A 17,426-nucleotide genomic window follows, 5' to 3' on the forward strand; every position below is an offset into this window, starting at 1 on the left:
AGAGGTGTTATAGTGGTTACATTTTCAGAAGTCTGGCAAAACTTAAAACTTCTTACATACCAATTACCAATCATAAATATCAAGGACATCATTGAGATTTGTATGATTGCTTTTGTCATTTACCAAGTTATCAAATGGGTAGAAGGAACACGCGTATGGATGCTTGTAAAAGGCATATCCGTATTATTTACGATCGCTATCATTGCGATGATTTTTCAATTAAATACGATATTATGGATATTTGCAAATACAATTAGTGTTGGTATTACAGCCCTCTTAATTGTGTTCCAACCTGAACTAAGGAAGGCATTAGAGCAATTAGGTAGAAAGAACCTTTTTGCTTCTATTAATATTTTTGAAGAACAGAGGGATAGAGCTGAGAAATTAACCATTGATATCATTGAAGAATTACTTAAAGCAGTGAATGAAATGTCAAAAGCAAAAACGGGTGCACTTATTGTTGTAGAACAGGATATCAGATTAGATGAGTATGAAAGAACGGGAATTCACATCGATGCTATCGTATCCAAGCAAATGATTGTAAACATTTTTGAACACAATACACCTTTGCATGACGGTGCGGTAATCATTAGGCACAATAGAATTGTTGCGGCAACTTGCTATTTACCGTTATCAGAAAACATGACTTTAAGCAAGGAGCTTGGAACAAGACATAGAGCTGCTGTAGGGTTAACTGAGGTAACAGACAGTATTATTATTGTTGTATCTGAGGAAACAGGTCATATTTCTATGGCATTGGGTGGAAATTTAATTAGAAATGTTGACACGGAATATTTGAAAAACAAGCTAGTTTATGTTCAAAAGAAGATTGTAGATGTCAACAAATTCAAGATATGGAAAGGTAGACATAAACATGATAAAAAAGATAACGAATAGATTAGGTTGGAAAATCGTTTCAGTTATTGCAGCATTTTTTCTATGGCTACTTGTTGTAAATTATGATGATCCAATTATTACGAGACCACCCTTTAACAATGTAACGGTAGTTAAGTTAAATGCAAGTGCTATAACAACACAAAATAAAGCAATTGAGTATTTAGAAGGTGAAACAGTTGATGTAACCGTAAGAGGGAAGCGTTCAATTGTTAATCGTTTAAGTACTAGTGATATTAGAGCATATGTAGATTTATCAAAGGTATCCATTACAGGTGCAATAGATATTGAAATAGATGTTCCAGATGGAATTCAAATAGTTAAAAAAAGTCCTGGAGATATGAAAATTGCGCTTGAAAATATCATCTCTGTTCAAAAAGAGGTTCAATATTATTTTGATGGTGAACCAAGTGAATCCTATGTGGCATTAGATCCTGTTATTACACCAAGTATAATACAAATTACTGGGCCAGAATCTCAGGTAAACTTAGTATCAAGTGTTGTAGTACCCATAAATATAAAGGGGGTAAATAAGGATATTACATTGTTTGCTACACCACAAGCACTTGATAAAGATAAAAAGGTTGTATCTACAATAACAACAAATGTGGATCGAGTTCAGGTATCAGTACCAATCATCAAGAAGAAAGTTGTTCCTATTATCTTTGAACAAGTGGATGACGTGGCACCTGGATATCGTTTAACTGAGGTTAAAATAAGTGTTAATGATGTAAGTATTATGGGCAAGGAGGAAGTTCTTAAGGGTATAGACTCGATCATCATTAATAGCATTTACCTTGCAGGGCAAACAGAAGATATTACTGTCCAAGTATCTCTTGAGGAGCTACTAGAGCCTAATGAAATTACAATATTGAATGAAGAAAAGATTGCTACAATAACTCTTATAATTGATAAGCTAGAGGAAAAGAAAATTTCAGTAGATGCGGACGATATTAGCATGAAAAACATTCCGAAAGGTTATCGGGCAACAATCAGTAGCAGTACACCAATTACTTTAACAGTGAAAGGTACAAAGAGTGACTTAAATAAAGTATCAATTGTATCCTTAAATCCTTATATTTCTTTAAACGGTTTAGTGGAAGGTATAAATGATGTGAAATTAAACTTTACATTATCAACCAATGTCCAAATGGTTACCGCGCCATCATCAATTAAAGTTGATATGATCAAAGAAGAATAAATAGATTAATAAAAAACAGCCGATGTCTAATCGGCTGTTTTGCTACGTCTTATATCAATTTTTTTAAGATTAAGTTACTTCTGCTAATGAAGGTAGTCATTGCAGCAGGTGATAACGGTTTGTGGCTTAACATAGCTAAGTCATAAAGTTGTTCACAGAATAGCTTGATATCTTCTTTTTTATCTTCGTTTTCTTTGTGAGCAACAATATATTTCACGAGTTCATTTTTCTTGTTAAGAAGAAGCGTTTCCTCTGATTTAAACATACTTGGATCCATACCATACATACTATACATTTTAGACATTTCTTGCATTCTTCTTGAATCTTCTGGAAGAATAATAAGTGCTGATATTTCTTCTGCTTTAAGATTTTCAATTTGCACCTTTAGGTCTTCTTTTCCTAAAGAAGCTTTAAATATTTTTTCAAGACCTTCAAGAAGAGTTTTATCTTCTTCTTCATTAACAACTTCTGAACTATCTTTCATTGTATCTGTAAGGTCTGCATCAATTCTAACAAATTTAACTTCTGATTCCTTCATTTCTAATTGAGAAATAAATGGTTGATCTATATTATGTTCTAGAATTACAGCTTCCATTTCATGATCTTTAAACATTTTAATATATTGGGCTTGTTGTTTTTCATCTGAGACATAATACACCTTGTTTTCATGTTTATCCCTATTACGTTCAAGGTATTCAGATAAAATTATATGTCCATCAGCAGTTGATTTATAGAGCATTATGTCTTTAACCTTATCATAAAAGGTATCATCTTTTAAACAACCAAATTTAATAAAAGGGTTAATATCTCCCCAGAAGTTTTCATAGGTTGGTCTATCTGTATTGAAAAGGGAATTCAGTTTATCAGCAACCTTTTTAGAAATATATCCAGAGATCTTCTTAACGAAGCCGTCATTTTGCAAGAAACTTCTTGATACATTCAAAGGTAGATCAGGACAATCAATTACACCCTTTAACAACAATAAGAATTCAGGAATGACTTCTTTAATGTTATCAGCAACAAATACTTGGTTGTTATATAGTTTGATTTGTCCTTCCATATTGTCAAATTCATGGTTAAAACGTGGGAAGTATAAAATACCCTTTAGGTTAAAAGGATAATCCATATTTAAATGAATCCAGAAAAGTGGCTCTTTAAAATCCATAAAGGTTTTTCTGTAAAATTCCTTGTATTCCTCATCGCTACATTCATTTGGTTTTTTTGTATAGAGAGGTGTAGTTGTATTAAGCGGCTTAGGCTCTTCAACGACTATATTATCTTCCTCGTCTTTTTTTGGTTCTTTATTAGGGTTAGATAAATAAATTTCATATGGCATGAAGGAACAATATTTTTCTATTGTTGATCGTAGAGTGTATTCGTTTAAGAATTCCATTCCATCTTCACCAATATATAAAATAATTTCCGTACCACGTTGTTCACGAGTACCTTTTTCCATTTCAAAGTCAGTACCACCTTCACAGGTCCATTTTACTGGAGTATAATCTTCCTTGTAGGATTTGGTGTTGATTTCCACCCTATCTGCAACCATAAAAGCAGAATAAAACCCAAGACCAAAGTGTCCGATTATTTGATCGTCATTTGTCTTGTCCTTATATTGGTTTAAGAAATCTTCGGCCCCTGAAAAAGCTATTTGATTAATATATTTTTTGATTTCTTCATCTGTCATACCAAGACCATTATCTACAAAGGATAATGTTTTATTTTTGTCATCAACAATGACTTCAATTTTGTAAGAAGTATCTTCACTGATATTAACTTCTCCCAGTGTGTTTAATTTGTTCAATTTCGTTATTGCATCGCAAGCATTGGAAATTAATTCTCTAATAAAAATGTCATGATCTGAATAGAGCCATTTTTTAATAATAGGGAATATGTTCTCGCTATGGATGGATAAGCTACCTTTTTCTTTACTCATTTTAAATGAAAGCCTCCTTAAAATAATTTCTAAATTTTCTTTAAAAGTATCATACAACTAGATAGCCTACTTGTCAAGAAAAAATTAGCACTCACATTGGAAGAGTGCTAACAGAAAGCAAAACCAATTGTACTATGTAAACTTTTACGAAGTGATCAGGATATCATTTTTTGAAAAAAAACGAAGAATAGAATCATCGTAGTAATTTTCTACGGATTTATCAAGGGAAAATAGTTTGTAGTTTATGCCGGTTACTATTTTAAGGCCAGTAGAATCAAAAATTATATTTAAGTAAAAACCATTCACATCTTCAGGTTGATAAGAAGAGCTGCTCTTATTTACTAAATTTAATTTGCTTTTCTGTGAGACTACAAAAACAATTTTCATCGTTGAAGGAGTTTTGTTGCCTTTTATAATTGAAAAGACTGTTCCCTTTAACTCGGACCATTTAATATATTTTTGATCTGCAAACAATTCTTTTTCTAAGTTATCATAGAATCTTAATTGAAGTTCGCCATCAATGGTATAACCAATACCTTGTTGAAGTTCAACAGATATGACCTCAAATTCATCAAAGGTCACCTCCTTAAAAAGTTTGTTCATGAAATTTTTTATATCTTCTACTTGACGAGCAATCATTTTTCCACCAACTTTTCAAAAGCATCTAGTTCTATATTACATAAAGTACTTTCAACATGCAACTTATTTTTTTGAGTGTTTACCTTTATATGTGCAAAGAATGGGTAATTTATGATATACTATTTTTATTGACTAGAAAGCGTTATAAAAGCAATTGAAAAAAGAAAGATGTGAGGAATTTAATGAAAAAGCTTACTAGAGATTTTTATAATCAAGATAGCATTTTAGTTGCTAAACAGTTATTAGGTAAAACATTGGCACATGTTATGGGGAAAGATAAAATACATTGTCAAATTACCGATGTAGAAGCATATACCGGTATTGAGGATCGTGCTTGTCATTCATTTGGAGGACGAAGAACGAATAGAACTGAAATTCTCTGGGGTGAAGCAGGACACGCTTATATATATTTAATCTATGGGATGTATTATATGTTAAATGTAGTAGCTGAAAGGGAAGGTAACCCATGTGCTGTTTTGATAAGAGGTGTAAAACCTATGGAGCCGTTGGATACTATGAGTCAGTTTAGATATCATAAGCCATATAGTCAACTTACAAAAAGCCAAATAAATAACATGGCCAATGGACCAGGTAAGGTGTGTAAAGCATTAAACTTAAACAAGGGCCATAATGGATTGGATTTGTTAGGAGATCAGCTATATATAATAGATGCACCGCCTGTTGACGAAGGGTTAATTCATGTTGGTAAGCGAATTAATATAGATTATGCAGAAGAAGCAAAGGATTTTTTGTATAGATTTTATTTAAATTAAACGACTCAAATGTTGGAGTTAGCAATGGAGGAAAGTTAAGATGGAAAATATGGTTGTAGCAGATTTTTTAGAGTTTTTAGAAGGAGCAACAACTCCGTACCAAACAGTATTAGAGTGTGAAAAACGGTTAGTAAAAGCAGGTTTTGTTCGCTTGAACATGGAAGAAAGCTGGAGTATGACTCCAAAGGGACGGTATTATGTAATCCCTTATGATTCTATAATAATAGCATTTACAGTAGCAAATGAAATGCATAATTTAGATAGAATTAAAGTGATTGCTTCACACAATGATAGTCCATGTTTTAAAATTAAGTCTAATCCAGAAATGTTAGATGGAAATATTCTGAAACTCAATACAGAGGTATATGGTGGACCTATACTAAATACTTGGATGGATAGAACTCTTTCTATTGCAGGTAAGGTAGGGCTTAGGTCAGAGGATATATTTAAACCAATTGTTAAATATGTAGATATGAAAAAGACAATAGTAACAATACCAAATATTGCAATTCATATGAATAGAAAGGTAAATGAAGGAATTGAGTTAAATAAGCAAGTTGATCTTTTGCCTGTTTTAGGACTTTGGGACAAGGAGAAAGACAAGTCGGGCTTTCTCATTCAATTGATTTCTGATGCTGTTGGAGTTCAACCTTCTGAGGTACTAGACTTTGACTTGTATTTGTATTTGGCAGAAAAAGGAGCTGTAATTGGCGTAGACGAAGGTTTGATTTCTGCTCCAAGATTGGATAATCTAGCTATGGTATATACAAGTATTGAAGCGCTAATGAAGTCTAACAATAAGAGCGGAATTCAAATGGCAGTATGTTTTAACAATGAAGAAATAGGAAGTACCACTATAGAAGGAGCTGATTCGAGCCTCCTATCAATCATAATTCAAAGAATTATGGCAGCATTTAATAGATCTACAGAACAGTATTATAGAATGCTAAATAATTCCTTTATGATATCAGCAGATGCAGCACATGGAACGCATCCCAATGCTCCTCAAAAAGGTGACCCAACAAATGAAGTGCGTTTAAATGAAGGAATTACGATTAAAAGTAGTGCTAAAAAAAGCTATGCTACGGATTGTGAATCAGCAGCAGTATTCTTACAGTTATGTGAGAGAGCTGAGATTAAGGTACAGAGATTTGCGAATAGATCTGATATGATTGGTGGAATGACACTGGGGCCTGTTGTAAGTAAGTATTTGCCAATTAGGACAGTTGATGTTGGATTACCAATGTGGGCTATGCATTCTGCGAGAGAAGTTATAGGTTTAAAGGATTTTGTCGATAGCTTGAAAGTGTTTGAGACTTTTTATAATAGTTAGACAGGCGAATTTTAAAATTTGAGTATCAATAGGTAAAAGTAGTACCTTTTGATACTCTTCTTTTTTTAATAATTCGCTTTTTTCAGTTATTTAGGTATATTATTGGTAGTGTATACCGATGTCAGCTCCAATTACACCAACAATTTGTTTGGATTTATCATGAATCGGAATACTTATAGTCATACATGGGCTTTTTGAGATTGCAGAAATATATATGGTAGAGACATAAGGAATGCCTTTCATGCTTTCGTTGAACCAGTCGCGGACAGTAGCGTTGGCTATGCCAGCTGGAGGGTTAGAGTAGATGAAATTGCCTTTGGCATCGTTTGTCCAGATTGCTTCCATTTGATTGGAACCATTAAGGACTATGTCTAATATTTTTTTGTGGGAGTAAGTGTTAATGTCCCTTAAGTTAGGGTTCTCTTTTATAAGTACAGTAAGATTTTCAATTAAGTCAGAGACTTGCCTTTTTATTTTTTCTTTAGCGTCAGATAATAAATCAAGTTCAACTTTATCTGTAAGAGCATGTAAGCTTTTGGAAGTGTCTTTTAGATTTACTTCGAGCTTTGAAATGTCATTGGTTTTTTCATAAAGAGTATGAATGTGAGTATGAATGCTTTCTATTTCTGCTGCAACTTGGCCAGAAGAAGTTGAGCTTTCTGAAATAGTGGTGTTAAGGGTATCAAATAAAGTAAGATTACTATCGATTTTTTTACGCATACCCTGAATGTGCTCGTCAACTTCTGAGTAAGTTTCATCGATTTTTTTTAAACCATCTTGGATGATATTTGTGTTTTCAACGGCTGTCGTGACGCTAGTCTGAGTGAGCTTAGATTGTTCGATAACGTTGTGTATATCATAATCAATTTCTTCAATGATTGTGGAAATTTGATCAACAGAGTGAGAACTATTTTGTGCTAGGGTTCTAATTTGATTAGCAACTACTGAAAAGCCTGCACCAGCTTCACCAGCACGGGCAGATTCAATAGAAGCATTAAGGGATAACAATTGGGTTTGCTTGTAAAAGGCTTGAACTGTTTTCAGTATTTCCGAAATCTTAGTAGTAGAGTTGAATAATTTGTTTATGTATGCCATGCTTTCATGACTTGTAGTAGAAATATTTTCAATTAAAGCTATGATTTTTACGATTGAATCAAGTTGGGAAGAGATAATTTCTTTGGAATGAGAACTAGAAGCTTGAAGTGTCTGTGCATACTTTTGTAGTGCTTCGGTGTTCTGTGCCATTTCTTTTGATATGCTCACACTTTCTGAAACATTCGCATAACTTCGTTCATTAGCGTTCGTAAGGTTTTCTGAATTCTTAAAAATTTGCTCGGACAGTTCTTTTTGTTTGGACAGCACACCGCTAATTTCTTTTGTGGAGGAATCTATCTGTGAAGATACAACCTGCATTTCAAAAATATGGGAGAGAATTTGTTTTTGTAATTGATCAAAGGAAATTGCGATACTATTTAAATTGGTTCGGTATTCTTGAGGATTGATTTCTTCAAAATAGTTCCCATTGGCAATGGAGGTTGTTTTTTGTGTAAATGCTTTCATTGATTTTTTCATATAATGATGCCCCTTTCATACGATGGTTTGAATTTAGAATTCTATGAAGAACTTAATTTCATAGTCAAAAAAAAGAGCTGATGTACCCCTAGGGGTACAAAAGCTCCATCGCAATTTGTGTACTTCAATCATACTATAGAAAGGTAAATTAGTCAATTGGTTCATAAAAACCTAAGTTATAAAAAAGCATAGAGGTTGCACTTTGCATAAAAAAGTTATATGATAATTGATGATTGGTTTAAAATAGGAGGATGATACTTTGAAAAAGCGGATTGGATTCTTTGAAATATATTATGCGTTTTTTAAAATTGGATTATTAACAATTGGTGGTGGATACTCTATGCTTCCTACTATGGAAAAGGAAACAGTGGAGGGCAGAAATTGGTTTAATCATGAAGAATTAATCAATAGATTTGCTTTGGCTCAATCTATTCCAGGGATTATCGCAGTGAATACCTCTGTTTTATTAGGGTACAAGTTGGATAAAATTAGAGGGGCACTTGCCTCCTGCCTAGGTGTCATTTCACCATCAATACTGATTATATTAATTATCGCGAATGGATACGAAAAATTTGCGCAAAATGTATATGTCCAAAATGGATTAAAGGGTGTTAGAATTGCTGTTTTAGCCCTTTTGGTTTCCACAATCGTTAATCTTATTAGAAAATCTATTAAGGATTATTGGGGTGTTGTTTTAGCTATGAGTGCGTTTGTTGTTATTAGTTTTTTAAATGTCTCACCAATCTTCGTTATTTTAGTCGGAATAGTTGCCAGCATTTTGATTTACTATAAGAGGGGTACAGATTATGATACAAGCACTTCTTGAATTATTTATGGAGTTTTTTAGCTTAGGTATTTTTAGCTATGGTGGAGGATTGGCTATTTTGGTTTTGCTTCAAGAAAAGTCAGTAGAGTTAGGTTGGCTAACGCTAGAACAATTCGCTGATGTAGTTGCCATCTCGCAGTCTACGCCAGGACCGATTGCAATTAATTTGGCAACCTTTGTTGGTTATTTCCAAGGAAGTATATTGGGGTCACTTGTTGCAACTATAGCAGTTATATTACCAGGGTTTGTCATATCTATCATTGTGGCAAAATTTATGGATAGATTCAATGAAAAACCTATCGTGAAAGCTACCTTGAAGGGACTAAGGGCTATTGTTATTGGATTGATTGCTACTGCCATTTTAAATATAGCATATGTAACTATTATTGATCTCAAGGCGTACAAAGTCACTCGTTATATTGGAGATTTGGTTGAACTAAAATCCTTGATTGTTTTTGGATTGTTGGTTTTTCTATCTATTAAATTTAAAAAACACCCCATATATTATATACTACCAGCAGGTGTTGTTGGTTTGTTTTTATGGCAATAAGGAGGAATGAATATGAAATACTGTTTAGATTTACATACCCATACAATAGCAAGTGGACATGCTTATAGTTCTCTTCAAGAAATGGTTGCTATGGCAAAACAAAAGGGTTTACAGCTATTAGGTATATCTGATCATGCACCAGGTATGCCAGGAAGTACTTATATCTACTATTTTCAAAACCTAAGAGTTGTTCCTGAAGAAATAGATGGAGTAAGAGTTTTAAAAGGTGTGGAGGCGAACATCATTGATCATCAAGGTACAATCGATATGAGTGTGAGCGATTTAAAGCAATTAAATTATGTTATTGCAAGTATGCATATGCCATGTCTGAGACCCTCAACTAAAAAAAGCAACACTCGTGCACTCATTAAAACCATGGGAAATCCATATGTAAATATTATTGGACATCCTGATGATCTAAGATACCAGATGGATTATGAAGAAATCGTTATTGCAGCAAAGGCTAACAATGTTTTGTTAGAAGTTAATAATGCATCCTTAAATCCGAAGGGCTTTAGGAGTGATGCAATTGTTGCAACTAGACAAATATTAGAGTTATGTATGAAACATAATCACCCTGTTATTCTAGGAAGTGATGCTCATATTTCCTTTGATGTTGGTAATTTCAAGTATTGTTTGCCTGTCTTTGAGGAGATTGGATTTCCAGAGGAGTTAATCGTCAATAGATCAATAGAGGAGTTGTTTAAATTTTTATCCTAAGAGAAAAAATAGTTCTTTACGTTAGTGCTCTAAAATGTTAATATCATCTTATATGACAAATTAATCGGGGTATAAAAGAATTATAGGTAAAGGAGCTGTGTAAATGAGCAAGAATATAAAGAGTCACGAAATAGATAAGCTTTTTGAAGCAATATTAACGTTGGAAAATGTAAAAGAATGTTATGACTTTTTTGAAGATATTTGTACTGTAAATGAATTGCATGCGTTGGCACAAAGATTACATGTTGCTAAAATGCTAAGAGAACAAAACACTTATTTGGAAATTGCAGAAAAGACAGGTGCTTCTACTGCAACGATAAGTAGAGTGAATCGATCATTGAATTATGGAAATGATGGGTATGACATGGTGTTTGCTAGAATTTAACCGAATGGAAGCCCCCACTTCTTAAATGGGGGAATTCATTCCAACATCGGTGGGGGTGGGGGCCCCCACTGATGTGCAAGCGAAGCTTGCATTAGGTTACGAAACCGTAGTGAATGCGGAGATTTTGTAACATTGACAATGATATACAAATTTAGTAAGCTGTCTAAATTCAGACGGCTTATTTTTTCATATATTGGTTAAACTATTGTAAGAAATTGTGACTTGGGATACAGAAATGTTTGACATGTCATGGTATAGTGATAATAACTTGAGAACAATTCATGAAGGAATGGTTCTATGATGAAATAGATTTAATTGGAGGTAATATTATGGGTTTTAAAATAACAGATATGGTAACTTGGGTAGGTAAGATTGATTGGGACTTAGAAACGTTTCATGGAGAGGAATATTCAACACATAAAGGGACTTCTTATAATTCTTATTTAATTAAGGATGAGAAGACTGTATTGATTGATACGGTCTGGGAACCTTATTCAAAGGAATTTATTACAAATTTAAAGAAGGAAGTAGATCTTAATACGATTGATTATATTGTTTTAAATCATGCTGAAAGTGATCATAGTGGGGCAATCGTAGAATTGCTTAGAGAAATACCAAATACACCTATATATTGTACGAAAAATGGTGTTAGGAGTTTGAAGGGACATTATCATCAGGATTGGAATTTTGTTGAGGTTAAAACTGGAGATACATTAGATCTTGGGAAAAATAAGCTGGTATTTGTTGAAGCTAAAATGCTTCACTGGCCGGATTCGATGTTTGTATATTTGACAGGTGAAAATATTTTATTTAGCAATGATGCTTTTGGTCAACATTATGCTTCTGAGATGATGTATAATGATAAAGTGGATCAGGCAGAGCTTTACAATGAAGCAATTAAGTACTACGCAAATATTTTAACGCCGTTTAGCAAATTTGTTGTAAAGAAAATAGAAGAAGTGGTTGGATTTAATCTTCCTGTTGACATGATCTGTCCAAGTCATGGTATAATATGGAGAGATAATCCGTTGCAAATAGTGACTAAGTATATGGAATGGGCGAAGGATTATCAAGAAAATCAAATAACCATTATATATGACACTATGTGGAAAGGTACTCGTCGAATGGCGGAAACCATAGCAGAGGGTATTAAGTCCATGGATCAAGATGTTGAGATCAAGCTTCATCATTCCGGTAAACAGGATAAGAACGATATAATCACTGATATTTTTAAGTCTAAAATGGTGCTTTTTGGGTCACCAACGATTAACAAAGGCATTGCATCATCACTACCTTTACTATTTGAAATTATAAAAGGTCTTGAGTTTAAGAATAAGAAAGGTGCAGCATTTGGTACGTATGGTTGGAGTGGTGAATCGGTTGAAGTTATTAACCATGAGCTAGAAAAGGCAGGCTTTGAGGTCGTAAATGAAGGGATAAAAGCGCTTTGGAATCCAGATGAAGAAGCATTAGAAAAATGTAGAGAGTTCGGAAAAGCTCTGGTAGGACGCTAGAAGTTTTGATTCCGATTTCTAAATAAAAAAGATAAAGAGGAGGAAATTTAAAATGGACAAATATGTATGTACAGTATGCGGGTATGTTTATGATCCAGTAGAAGGAGACCCAGATAGCGGTGTAGCTCCAGGAACGAGCTTTGAAGATATTCCTGAAGATTGGGTTTGCCCACTGTGTGGTGTAACAAAGGAAGATTTTGAAAAAGTAGAATAATAAAATGAAAACCACCTCTAGGGGTGGTTTTATATGTTATGAGGTTTTTTTGGTTTTTCTTTTTTTTCAGCTTTTTTAGGCTCTTTTTCTTTAGTTACTTCTATAGGTTTTAAATAATTATCAATCAGATGGGCTACTAGGTTTTTCTGAAGAGACGCTTGTAAGGAAAGCATGTAAATTGTTGCAATGAGCGATAATCCTTCACTATTCTTTGTAGTACTATCCGAAAAAAGCGATTGCGATATTTTAACAGTTTCTTGGATCTGCTCAGAAAATACATCGAAGTGATCAAATTGAGCTTTCGCAAGTGTATTGTAGAAGTCTTCAAGAGAAAGATCTGTAGAATCCTTTGACAATATTTTTTGTAGTGGCATTAGGATTGCCCCTATATCAGGAATCGACAGAGTAGGCTTTAAGTAAAAGATAAACAATAACATAAGCATATGATCACGAGAATATTTTTTCTTAGCTGTCGGTGGCAAAAGATGAAATTTGCTATAGTTATTGATCATTGTTTTAGTAAGTGTTTTGTCTTCATCATTGCGCTTAAACAAATCTAAGTGCTCATCCATGAAGGTAGTTACTTGGTCCATATATAAATCAATTTTTGGAATATGAGAGGCATCTAAATAATTATTAACCTTAAAATCTTGTAATAAATCTTCTATTAGTTTTACGTATTCTTTTTTTATAATGAACACCGCCTTAGTTAATCTGACATATATCAACAAACATATTATATAGTATTCAAAACTAGATTACAAGAGTCATATGATTTACAACAATAATTTTTTGACATCTATGAAGATTTGAGTGGAAGAACATATGTTTTTATGGTATTATAAAGAGTAAATATTACATATAACAAGAGGAGGACCCAATGAGTAAGTATGATTTATTAAATCCTATGCAAAAGGACGCAGTACTTAGCGCAGAAGGCCCATTATTGATACTAGCAGGGGCTGGTTCGGGAAAAACCAGAGTTTTAACACACAGAATAGCATATTTAATTGAAGAAAAGCATGTCGATCCATGGAATATTATGGCAATCACCTTTACCAATAAGGCTGCAAAGGAAATGCGAGAAAGAGTAGATAGCTTAATTGGAGAGGGAGGACAACAAGTTTGGGTTTCTACCTTTCATTCCTCCTGTGTCAGAATTCTAAGAAAATATTGTGATAAAATGGGTTATGATCGTTATTTCACTATATACGATACAGATGATTCTAAGAAAATTGTTCGAGAATGCATGAAACAGCTTAATATTGATCCTAAACAATATAAAGAATCAGCGCTTTTATCTGCGATTAATAGTGCTAAAAATGACTTAATACCTCCCCATTTATATACCATGACTACTAAGGGAGATTTTAGAAAAGAGATTTATGCTAAGGTTTATTCTCTTTATCAAGAAAAATTAAAAAAATGCAATGCTTTAGACTTTGGAGATTTGTTAGTGAAGACAGTGGAATTATTTGTAGAGCATCCAGAGGTTCTTAAAGCTTACCAGAATCAATTTAAATACATTATGGTTGATGAATATCAAGATACAAATGGTGTCCAATTTGAATTAATTAATCTGCTTGCTAAAGAGCATCACAATTTATGTGTGGTTGGAGATGATGATCAATCAATCTATAAATTCAGAGGTGCAGATATTTCCAATATATTAGATTTTGAAAAGACATATCCTAAAGCGAAGGTAATTAAGCTAGAGCAAAATTATCGTTCAACTGGAAATATATTAGAGGCTGCTAACCAGGTTATTCGCAACAATGTCGGAAGAAAATCCAAAAAACTGTGGACCGAAAAAGAAGATGGTGAAAAGATCGCTTTTAAAAGATTACCATCAGAAAAAGAAGAAGCGTTATATGTGGCAGAGCATATTATGAAAGGTGTAGAAGCGGATAAGAGTTATAAGGATTATGCACTTTTATATAGAACGAATGCCCAATCCCGTATTTTAGAAGAAAGTCTAGTACGTTTCAATATCCCTTATAAGATTGTAGGAGGAACGTCCTTCTATCAAAGAAAAGAAATTAAGGATGTCCTAGCATATCTTAAGGTTATTGCGAATGGTACAGATAATCTAGCGGTTAAGAGAATCATAAATGTGCCACGTCGTGGCATTGGAGATACAACAATAGATAAACTTCATCAGTATGCAATGAAAAATGATATGAGCTTTTTTAAGGCTTTATCAGAGGTAAGTTTCATTCCTGATTTATCCAGAGCTGAGAAAAAGATAACTGATTTTTTTCAAATGATGGTATCCTTTAGGAATCAATTAGAGACAATTAGTTTAGTTGAGTTACTTCATGAAGTGCTTGAAAAAACATCCTATAGGAAGGAATTGACTTTAGAAGATACAGATGAAGCTAAAGACCGCTTAAGTAATATCAATGAGTTGGTATCTAAGCTCACTGATTACGAGACAAATGAAGAAGAGCCAAGTCTTAATGGGTTTTTAGAAGAGGTTTCATTAATTGCTGATATAGATCAATATGATGAAAATAATGATTTTGTTGTTCTGATGACTCTTCATAGTGCAAAAGGTTTAGAGTTTCCTTACGTATTTTTAACAGGTCTTGAGGAAGGCCTATTCCCAAGCTTTATGACCATTTCTTCAGGAAGTGATGAGGATCTAGAAGAAGAAAGACGATTATGTTATGTAGGTATTACTAGGGCTGAAAAAAAATTGTGGATTACCTGTGCTAGTTCCAGAATGATCAATGGCCAAACTATGGCGAATCCAGCTTCAAGATTTATAAGAGAAATACCGATGGACATTATTGAGAAGGAAGAGATGGTTACTAGTAAAGCAGTGAACAACGCGCCTTTTAGCTATGCTAGAAAAAACAACTCGTTCTTCACAAATCAGCCTTATCAGATTAGTAAACCTGCCAAGATGGCACTACCAATTCACGAATCAGCCACGATAGATTATGGAATTGGCGATTTGGTTTTGCATAAACAATTTGGCATGGGGAAGGTTATGAATATTGAACATGGTGGAAAAGACTATCAAGTAACGGTTGATTTTCCGAGTGTTGGGGTTAAGAAACTCTTTGCTGGACTAGCAGCCCTAAAAAAATCACAATAAAATTTGCATAAAATCTGTTCAAAGGCATAAAATAATGGTATAATAAAAACATCTATTCAATACAAGAAGGGACGTGAGATAAAAATGTGTGATAAATTTAAGAATGTAAAGCATGTAACAGCAAAACAACTCGAAGACATATTAGATAAATTTCATAAGAAACAAATCATCGAGAAAAAGAAAAATTATACATGGCTGATCGTAGGATTGATTATAGTAGGACTTGCAGCTGCAGGATTTGCTGTTTATAAGTTCTTTTTTGCTCCGATAGATGATTACGATGATTATGACGATGATGATTACGACGACATCGATTATGATGAAGAATATGATGAAGACGAAGATGAAGCAGATATTCAAGAATAAATAATAAGAGGGGTTGGTTAAATACCAACCCTTTTAATATTAAAAAAGTTAAACTCCATTGAAAAGGTAAGGTAAACAATGAAGAAAAAAGATTGGTTTGAAGGTATTGTTGAGAAGGTTGAGTTTCCGAATAAGGGAATTGTTAAAATAGATGATGGTGAAAAGGTTCATGTTACGAATGTGATAGAAGGACAGAAGGTAAAGGGTGTTGTTACAAAGAAGAGAAAAGGTAAGCTAACGGGTGTTGTACTTGAGCTTGTTGATAAATCACCAGATGAGGTTGATCCAGTTTGTAGATCTGCAGAAGGCTGCGGTGGATGTCTTTATCAGTCAATACCATATCAGAAACAGTTGAGTTTAAAGAAAAGACAGGTGGTAGAGCTACTGGATTCGCTTAAGATTTCATATCTGTTTGAGGGTATTGTAGAGAGCCCACAAATATTTCAATATAGAAATAAGATGGAGTATTCCTTTGGGGATGCTTATAAGAATGGACCATTGGCATTAGGCTTACATAAAAGAGCAAGTATGTATGATATTGTTGATACTACAGATTGTAAGTTGGTTCATCAAGATTTTAATAAAATACTTAAGGCTACAATTGATCTATTTCAAAAGCATGAGCTTAGCTTTTTTTCTAAAAAGGATCATGTTGGATATTTAAGGCATTTGGTCGTTAGACAAGGGGAGAAGACGGAAGAAATTCTTGTTAATCTAGTTACTACTTCTCAAGGTAGTTATGATCTTGGTGTATGGCTAGAAACCTTAAAGGGACTCGAGCTATCTGGAACGATTGTTGGGGTGCTCAATACGATAAACGATGATATAGCTGATGCAGTTAAAGTAACAGAGCTTAGGGTATTAGATGGTAGAGAGTATTTTTATGAAGAGTTGTTGGGAATGAGATTTAAAATTTCACCGTTTTCTTTCTTTCAGACGAATACATTAGGTGCGGAGAAATTGTATTCGGTTGTGAGAGAGTATGTTGGTGAAACAAGAAATAAGGTTGTTTTTGACCTTTATTGTGGGACAGGTACGATTACACAAATGTTAGCGCCAGTTGCAAAGAAAGCAGTAGGTGTTGAGATTGTGGAAGAGGCTGTGGAAGCTGCTAGGGAGAATGCGACATTGAATGGACTTGAAAATTGCGAGTTCATTGCTGGGGATGTGTTGAAGGTATTAGATACTTTGGTGGACAAGCCAGATATTATTGTGCTAGATCCGCCAAGAGATGGAATTCATCCAAAGGCGATTAGGAAGATTATAGATTATGGAGTTGAGCAATTGGTTTATGTGTCTTGTAAGCCGACGAGTCTTGTGAGAGACTTGGAGGTATTTTTGGCGAGTGGGTATGAATTGGTTAAGGTGAAGTGTGTGGATATGTTTCCTCATACGGTGCA

The 17,426-nt window shown here is 33.8% G+C and carries 17 protein-coding genes; 13 read left to right on the forward strand and 4 right to left on the reverse strand.

Annotation, left to right across the window (positions count from 1 at the left end):
- The first annotated feature begins 102 nt into the window (after positions 1 to 102).
- Positions 103 to 897, forward strand: coding sequence for a TIGR00159 family protein (locus tag CVU84_07550; protein PKM95188.1), 795 nt, complete (start codon positions 103 to 105; stop codon positions 895 to 897).
- Positions 836 to 2,095: a hypothetical protein gene (locus CVU84_07555; GenBank protein ID PKM95169.1), complete on the forward strand. Its 1,260-nt coding sequence runs from the start codon at positions 836 to 838 to the stop codon at positions 2,093 to 2,095. Before CVU84_07550 ends, CVU84_07555 begins: the two co-directional genes overlap by 62 nt.
- 49 nt (positions 2,096 to 2,144) lie before the next feature.
- Here CVU84_07555 and CVU84_07560 read toward each other — a convergent pair whose 3' ends face one another.
- Both CVU84_07560 and CVU84_07565 read right to left on the reverse strand, forming a co-directional pair.
- Entirely contained in the window at positions 2,145 to 4,031 is a 1,887-nt protein-coding gene (locus tag CVU84_07560) for a molecular chaperone HtpG (GenBank protein PKM95170.1), read from the reverse strand.
- Between the two features lie 144 nt (positions 4,032 to 4,175).
- Positions 4,176 to 4,670, reverse strand: coding sequence for a hypothetical protein (locus tag CVU84_07565; GenBank protein PKM95171.1), 495 nt, complete (start codon positions 4,668 to 4,670; stop codon positions 4,176 to 4,178).
- A 182-nt stretch (positions 4,671 to 4,852) separates the two neighbouring features.
- On the opposite strand from CVU84_07565, the gene CVU84_07570 reads away from it, so the two are divergent.
- Positions 4,853 to 5,443 (forward strand): DNA-3-methyladenine glycosylase, encoded by a 591-nt coding sequence (locus tag CVU84_07570; protein ID PKM95172.1) that lies wholly within the window; start codon positions 4,853 to 4,855, stop codon positions 5,441 to 5,443.
- Between the two features lie 40 nt (positions 5,444 to 5,483).
- On the forward strand, positions 5,484 to 6,776 hold the full coding sequence (locus CVU84_07575) for a M18 family aminopeptidase (protein ID PKM95173.1): 1,293 nt from the start codon (positions 5,484 to 5,486) through the stop codon (positions 6,774 to 6,776).
- A 99-nt stretch (positions 6,777 to 6,875) separates the two neighbouring features.
- On the opposite strand, the gene CVU84_07580 is transcribed toward CVU84_07575, so the two are convergent.
- On the reverse strand, positions 6,876 to 8,348 hold the full coding sequence (locus CVU84_07580; GenBank protein PKM95174.1) for a hypothetical protein: 1,473 nt from the start codon (positions 8,346 to 8,348) through the stop codon (positions 6,876 to 6,878).
- Between the two features lie 259 nt (positions 8,349 to 8,607).
- On the opposite strand from CVU84_07580, the gene CVU84_07585 reads away from it, so the two are divergent.
- From CVU84_07585 to CVU84_07610, 6 genes are all read left to right on the forward strand, one after another.
- Positions 8,608 to 9,174, forward strand: a complete 567-nt coding sequence (locus CVU84_07585; protein ID PKM95175.1) for a chromate transporter — start codon at positions 8,608 to 8,610, stop codon at positions 9,172 to 9,174.
- Positions 9,155 to 9,724: a chromate transporter gene (locus tag CVU84_07590; GenBank protein PKM95176.1), complete on the forward strand. Its 570-nt coding sequence runs from the start codon at positions 9,155 to 9,157 to the stop codon at positions 9,722 to 9,724. The genes CVU84_07585 and CVU84_07590 overlap by 20 nt, the downstream gene beginning before the upstream one ends.
- Before the next feature lie 12 nt (positions 9,725 to 9,736).
- On the forward strand, positions 9,737 to 10,444 hold the full coding sequence (locus CVU84_07595; GenBank protein ID PKM95177.1) for a phosphatase: 708 nt from the start codon (positions 9,737 to 9,739) through the stop codon (positions 10,442 to 10,444).
- Positions 10,445 to 10,547: 103 nt separating this feature from the next.
- Positions 10,548 to 10,829: a TrpR YerC/YecD gene (locus CVU84_07600; protein PKM95178.1), complete on the forward strand. Its 282-nt coding sequence runs from the start codon at positions 10,548 to 10,550 to the stop codon at positions 10,827 to 10,829.
- A gap of 329 nt (positions 10,830 to 11,158) precedes the next feature.
- Positions 11,159 to 12,343, forward strand: a complete 1,185-nt coding sequence (locus CVU84_07605) for an MBL fold hydrolase (protein PKM95189.1) — start codon at positions 11,159 to 11,161, stop codon at positions 12,341 to 12,343.
- A gap of 52 nt (positions 12,344 to 12,395) precedes the next feature.
- The gene (locus CVU84_07610) at positions 12,396 to 12,557 is read left to right on the forward strand and encodes a rubredoxin (GenBank protein PKM95179.1); all 162 of its coding nucleotides are present in this window, start codon (positions 12,396 to 12,398) and stop codon (positions 12,555 to 12,557) included.
- A 29-nt stretch (positions 12,558 to 12,586) separates the two neighbouring features.
- On the opposite strand, the gene CVU84_07615 is transcribed toward CVU84_07610, so the two are convergent.
- The gene (locus CVU84_07615) at positions 12,587 to 13,150 is read right to left on the reverse strand and encodes a hypothetical protein (protein ID PKM95190.1); all 564 of its coding nucleotides are present in this window, start codon (positions 13,148 to 13,150) and stop codon (positions 12,587 to 12,589) included.
- Positions 13,151 to 13,437: 287 nt separating this feature from the next.
- Between CVU84_07615 and pcrA the strand changes: the two genes are divergently transcribed.
- The 3 genes from pcrA to CVU84_07630 form a co-directional block, all read left to right on the forward strand.
- Positions 13,438 to 15,660, forward strand: a complete 2,223-nt coding sequence (gene pcrA, locus CVU84_07620; GenBank protein PKM95180.1) for a DNA helicase PcrA — start codon at positions 13,438 to 13,440, stop codon at positions 15,658 to 15,660.
- 84 nt (positions 15,661 to 15,744) lie between these two features.
- Positions 15,745 to 16,026 carry a DUF4366 domain-containing protein gene (locus CVU84_07625; protein ID PKM95181.1) on the forward strand — a complete coding sequence of 94 codons (282 nt, stop codon included), beginning with the start codon at positions 15,745 to 15,747 and terminating at the stop codon, positions 16,024 to 16,026.
- Positions 16,027 to 16,104: 78 nt separating this feature from the next.
- A partial coding sequence (locus CVU84_07630) for a 23S rRNA (uracil(1939)-C(5))-methyltransferase RlmD (GenBank protein ID PKM95182.1) occupies positions 16,105 to 17,426 on the forward strand: 1,322 nt, incomplete at its 3' end.

The sequence above is a fragment of the Firmicutes bacterium HGW-Firmicutes-1 genome, assembly GCA_002841625.1.
Lineage (GTDB): Bacteria > Bacillota > Clostridia > Lachnospirales > Vallitaleaceae > HGW-1.

What these genes read in the sequence shown, in the direction of transcription:
- CVU84_07590 (PKM95176.1), top strand. Translation starts at nt 9,155, where the DNA reads ATGATACAAGCACTTCTTGAATTATTTATGGAGTTTTTTAGCTTAGGT.
- CVU84_07565 (PKM95171.1), bottom strand. Translation starts at nt 4,670, where the DNA reads ATGATTGCTCGTCAAGTAGAAGATATAAAAAATTTCATGAACAAACTT.
- CVU84_07625 (PKM95181.1), top strand. Translation starts at nt 15,745, where the DNA reads ATGTGTGATAAATTTAAGAATGTAAAGCATGTAACAGCAAAACAACTC.
- CVU84_07610 (PKM95179.1), top strand. Translation starts at nt 12,396, where the DNA reads ATGGACAAATATGTATGTACAGTATGCGGGTATGTTTATGATCCAGTA.
- CVU84_07580 (PKM95174.1), bottom strand. Translation starts at nt 8,348, where the DNA reads ATGAAAAAATCAATGAAAGCATTTACACAAAAAACAACCTCCATTGCC.
- CVU84_07550 (PKM95188.1), top strand. Translation starts at nt 103, where the DNA reads ATGATTGCTTTTGTCATTTACCAAGTTATCAAATGGGTAGAAGGAACA.
- CVU84_07575 (PKM95173.1), top strand. Translation starts at nt 5,484, where the DNA reads ATGGAAAATATGGTTGTAGCAGATTTTTTAGAGTTTTTAGAAGGAGCA.
- CVU84_07570 (PKM95172.1), top strand. Translation starts at nt 4,853, where the DNA reads ATGAAAAAGCTTACTAGAGATTTTTATAATCAAGATAGCATTTTAGTT.
- pcrA (PKM95180.1), top strand. Translation starts at nt 13,438, where the DNA reads ATGAGTAAGTATGATTTATTAAATCCTATGCAAAAGGACGCAGTACTT.
- CVU84_07605 (PKM95189.1), top strand. Translation starts at nt 11,159, where the DNA reads ATGGGTTTTAAAATAACAGATATGGTAACTTGGGTAGGTAAGATTGAT.
- CVU84_07560 (PKM95170.1), bottom strand. Translation starts at nt 4,031, where the DNA reads ATGAGTAAAGAAAAAGGTAGCTTATCCATCCATAGCGAGAACATATTC.
- CVU84_07595 (PKM95177.1), top strand. Translation starts at nt 9,737, where the DNA reads ATGAAATACTGTTTAGATTTACATACCCATACAATAGCAAGTGGACAT.
- CVU84_07615 (PKM95190.1), bottom strand. Translation starts at nt 13,150, where the DNA reads ATGGACCAAGTAACTACCTTCATGGATGAGCACTTAGATTTGTTTAAG.
- CVU84_07555 (PKM95169.1), top strand. Translation starts at nt 836, where the DNA reads ATGTCAACAAATTCAAGATATGGAAAGGTAGACATAAACATGATAAAA.
- CVU84_07600 (PKM95178.1), top strand. Translation starts at nt 10,548, where the DNA reads ATGAGCAAGAATATAAAGAGTCACGAAATAGATAAGCTTTTTGAAGCA.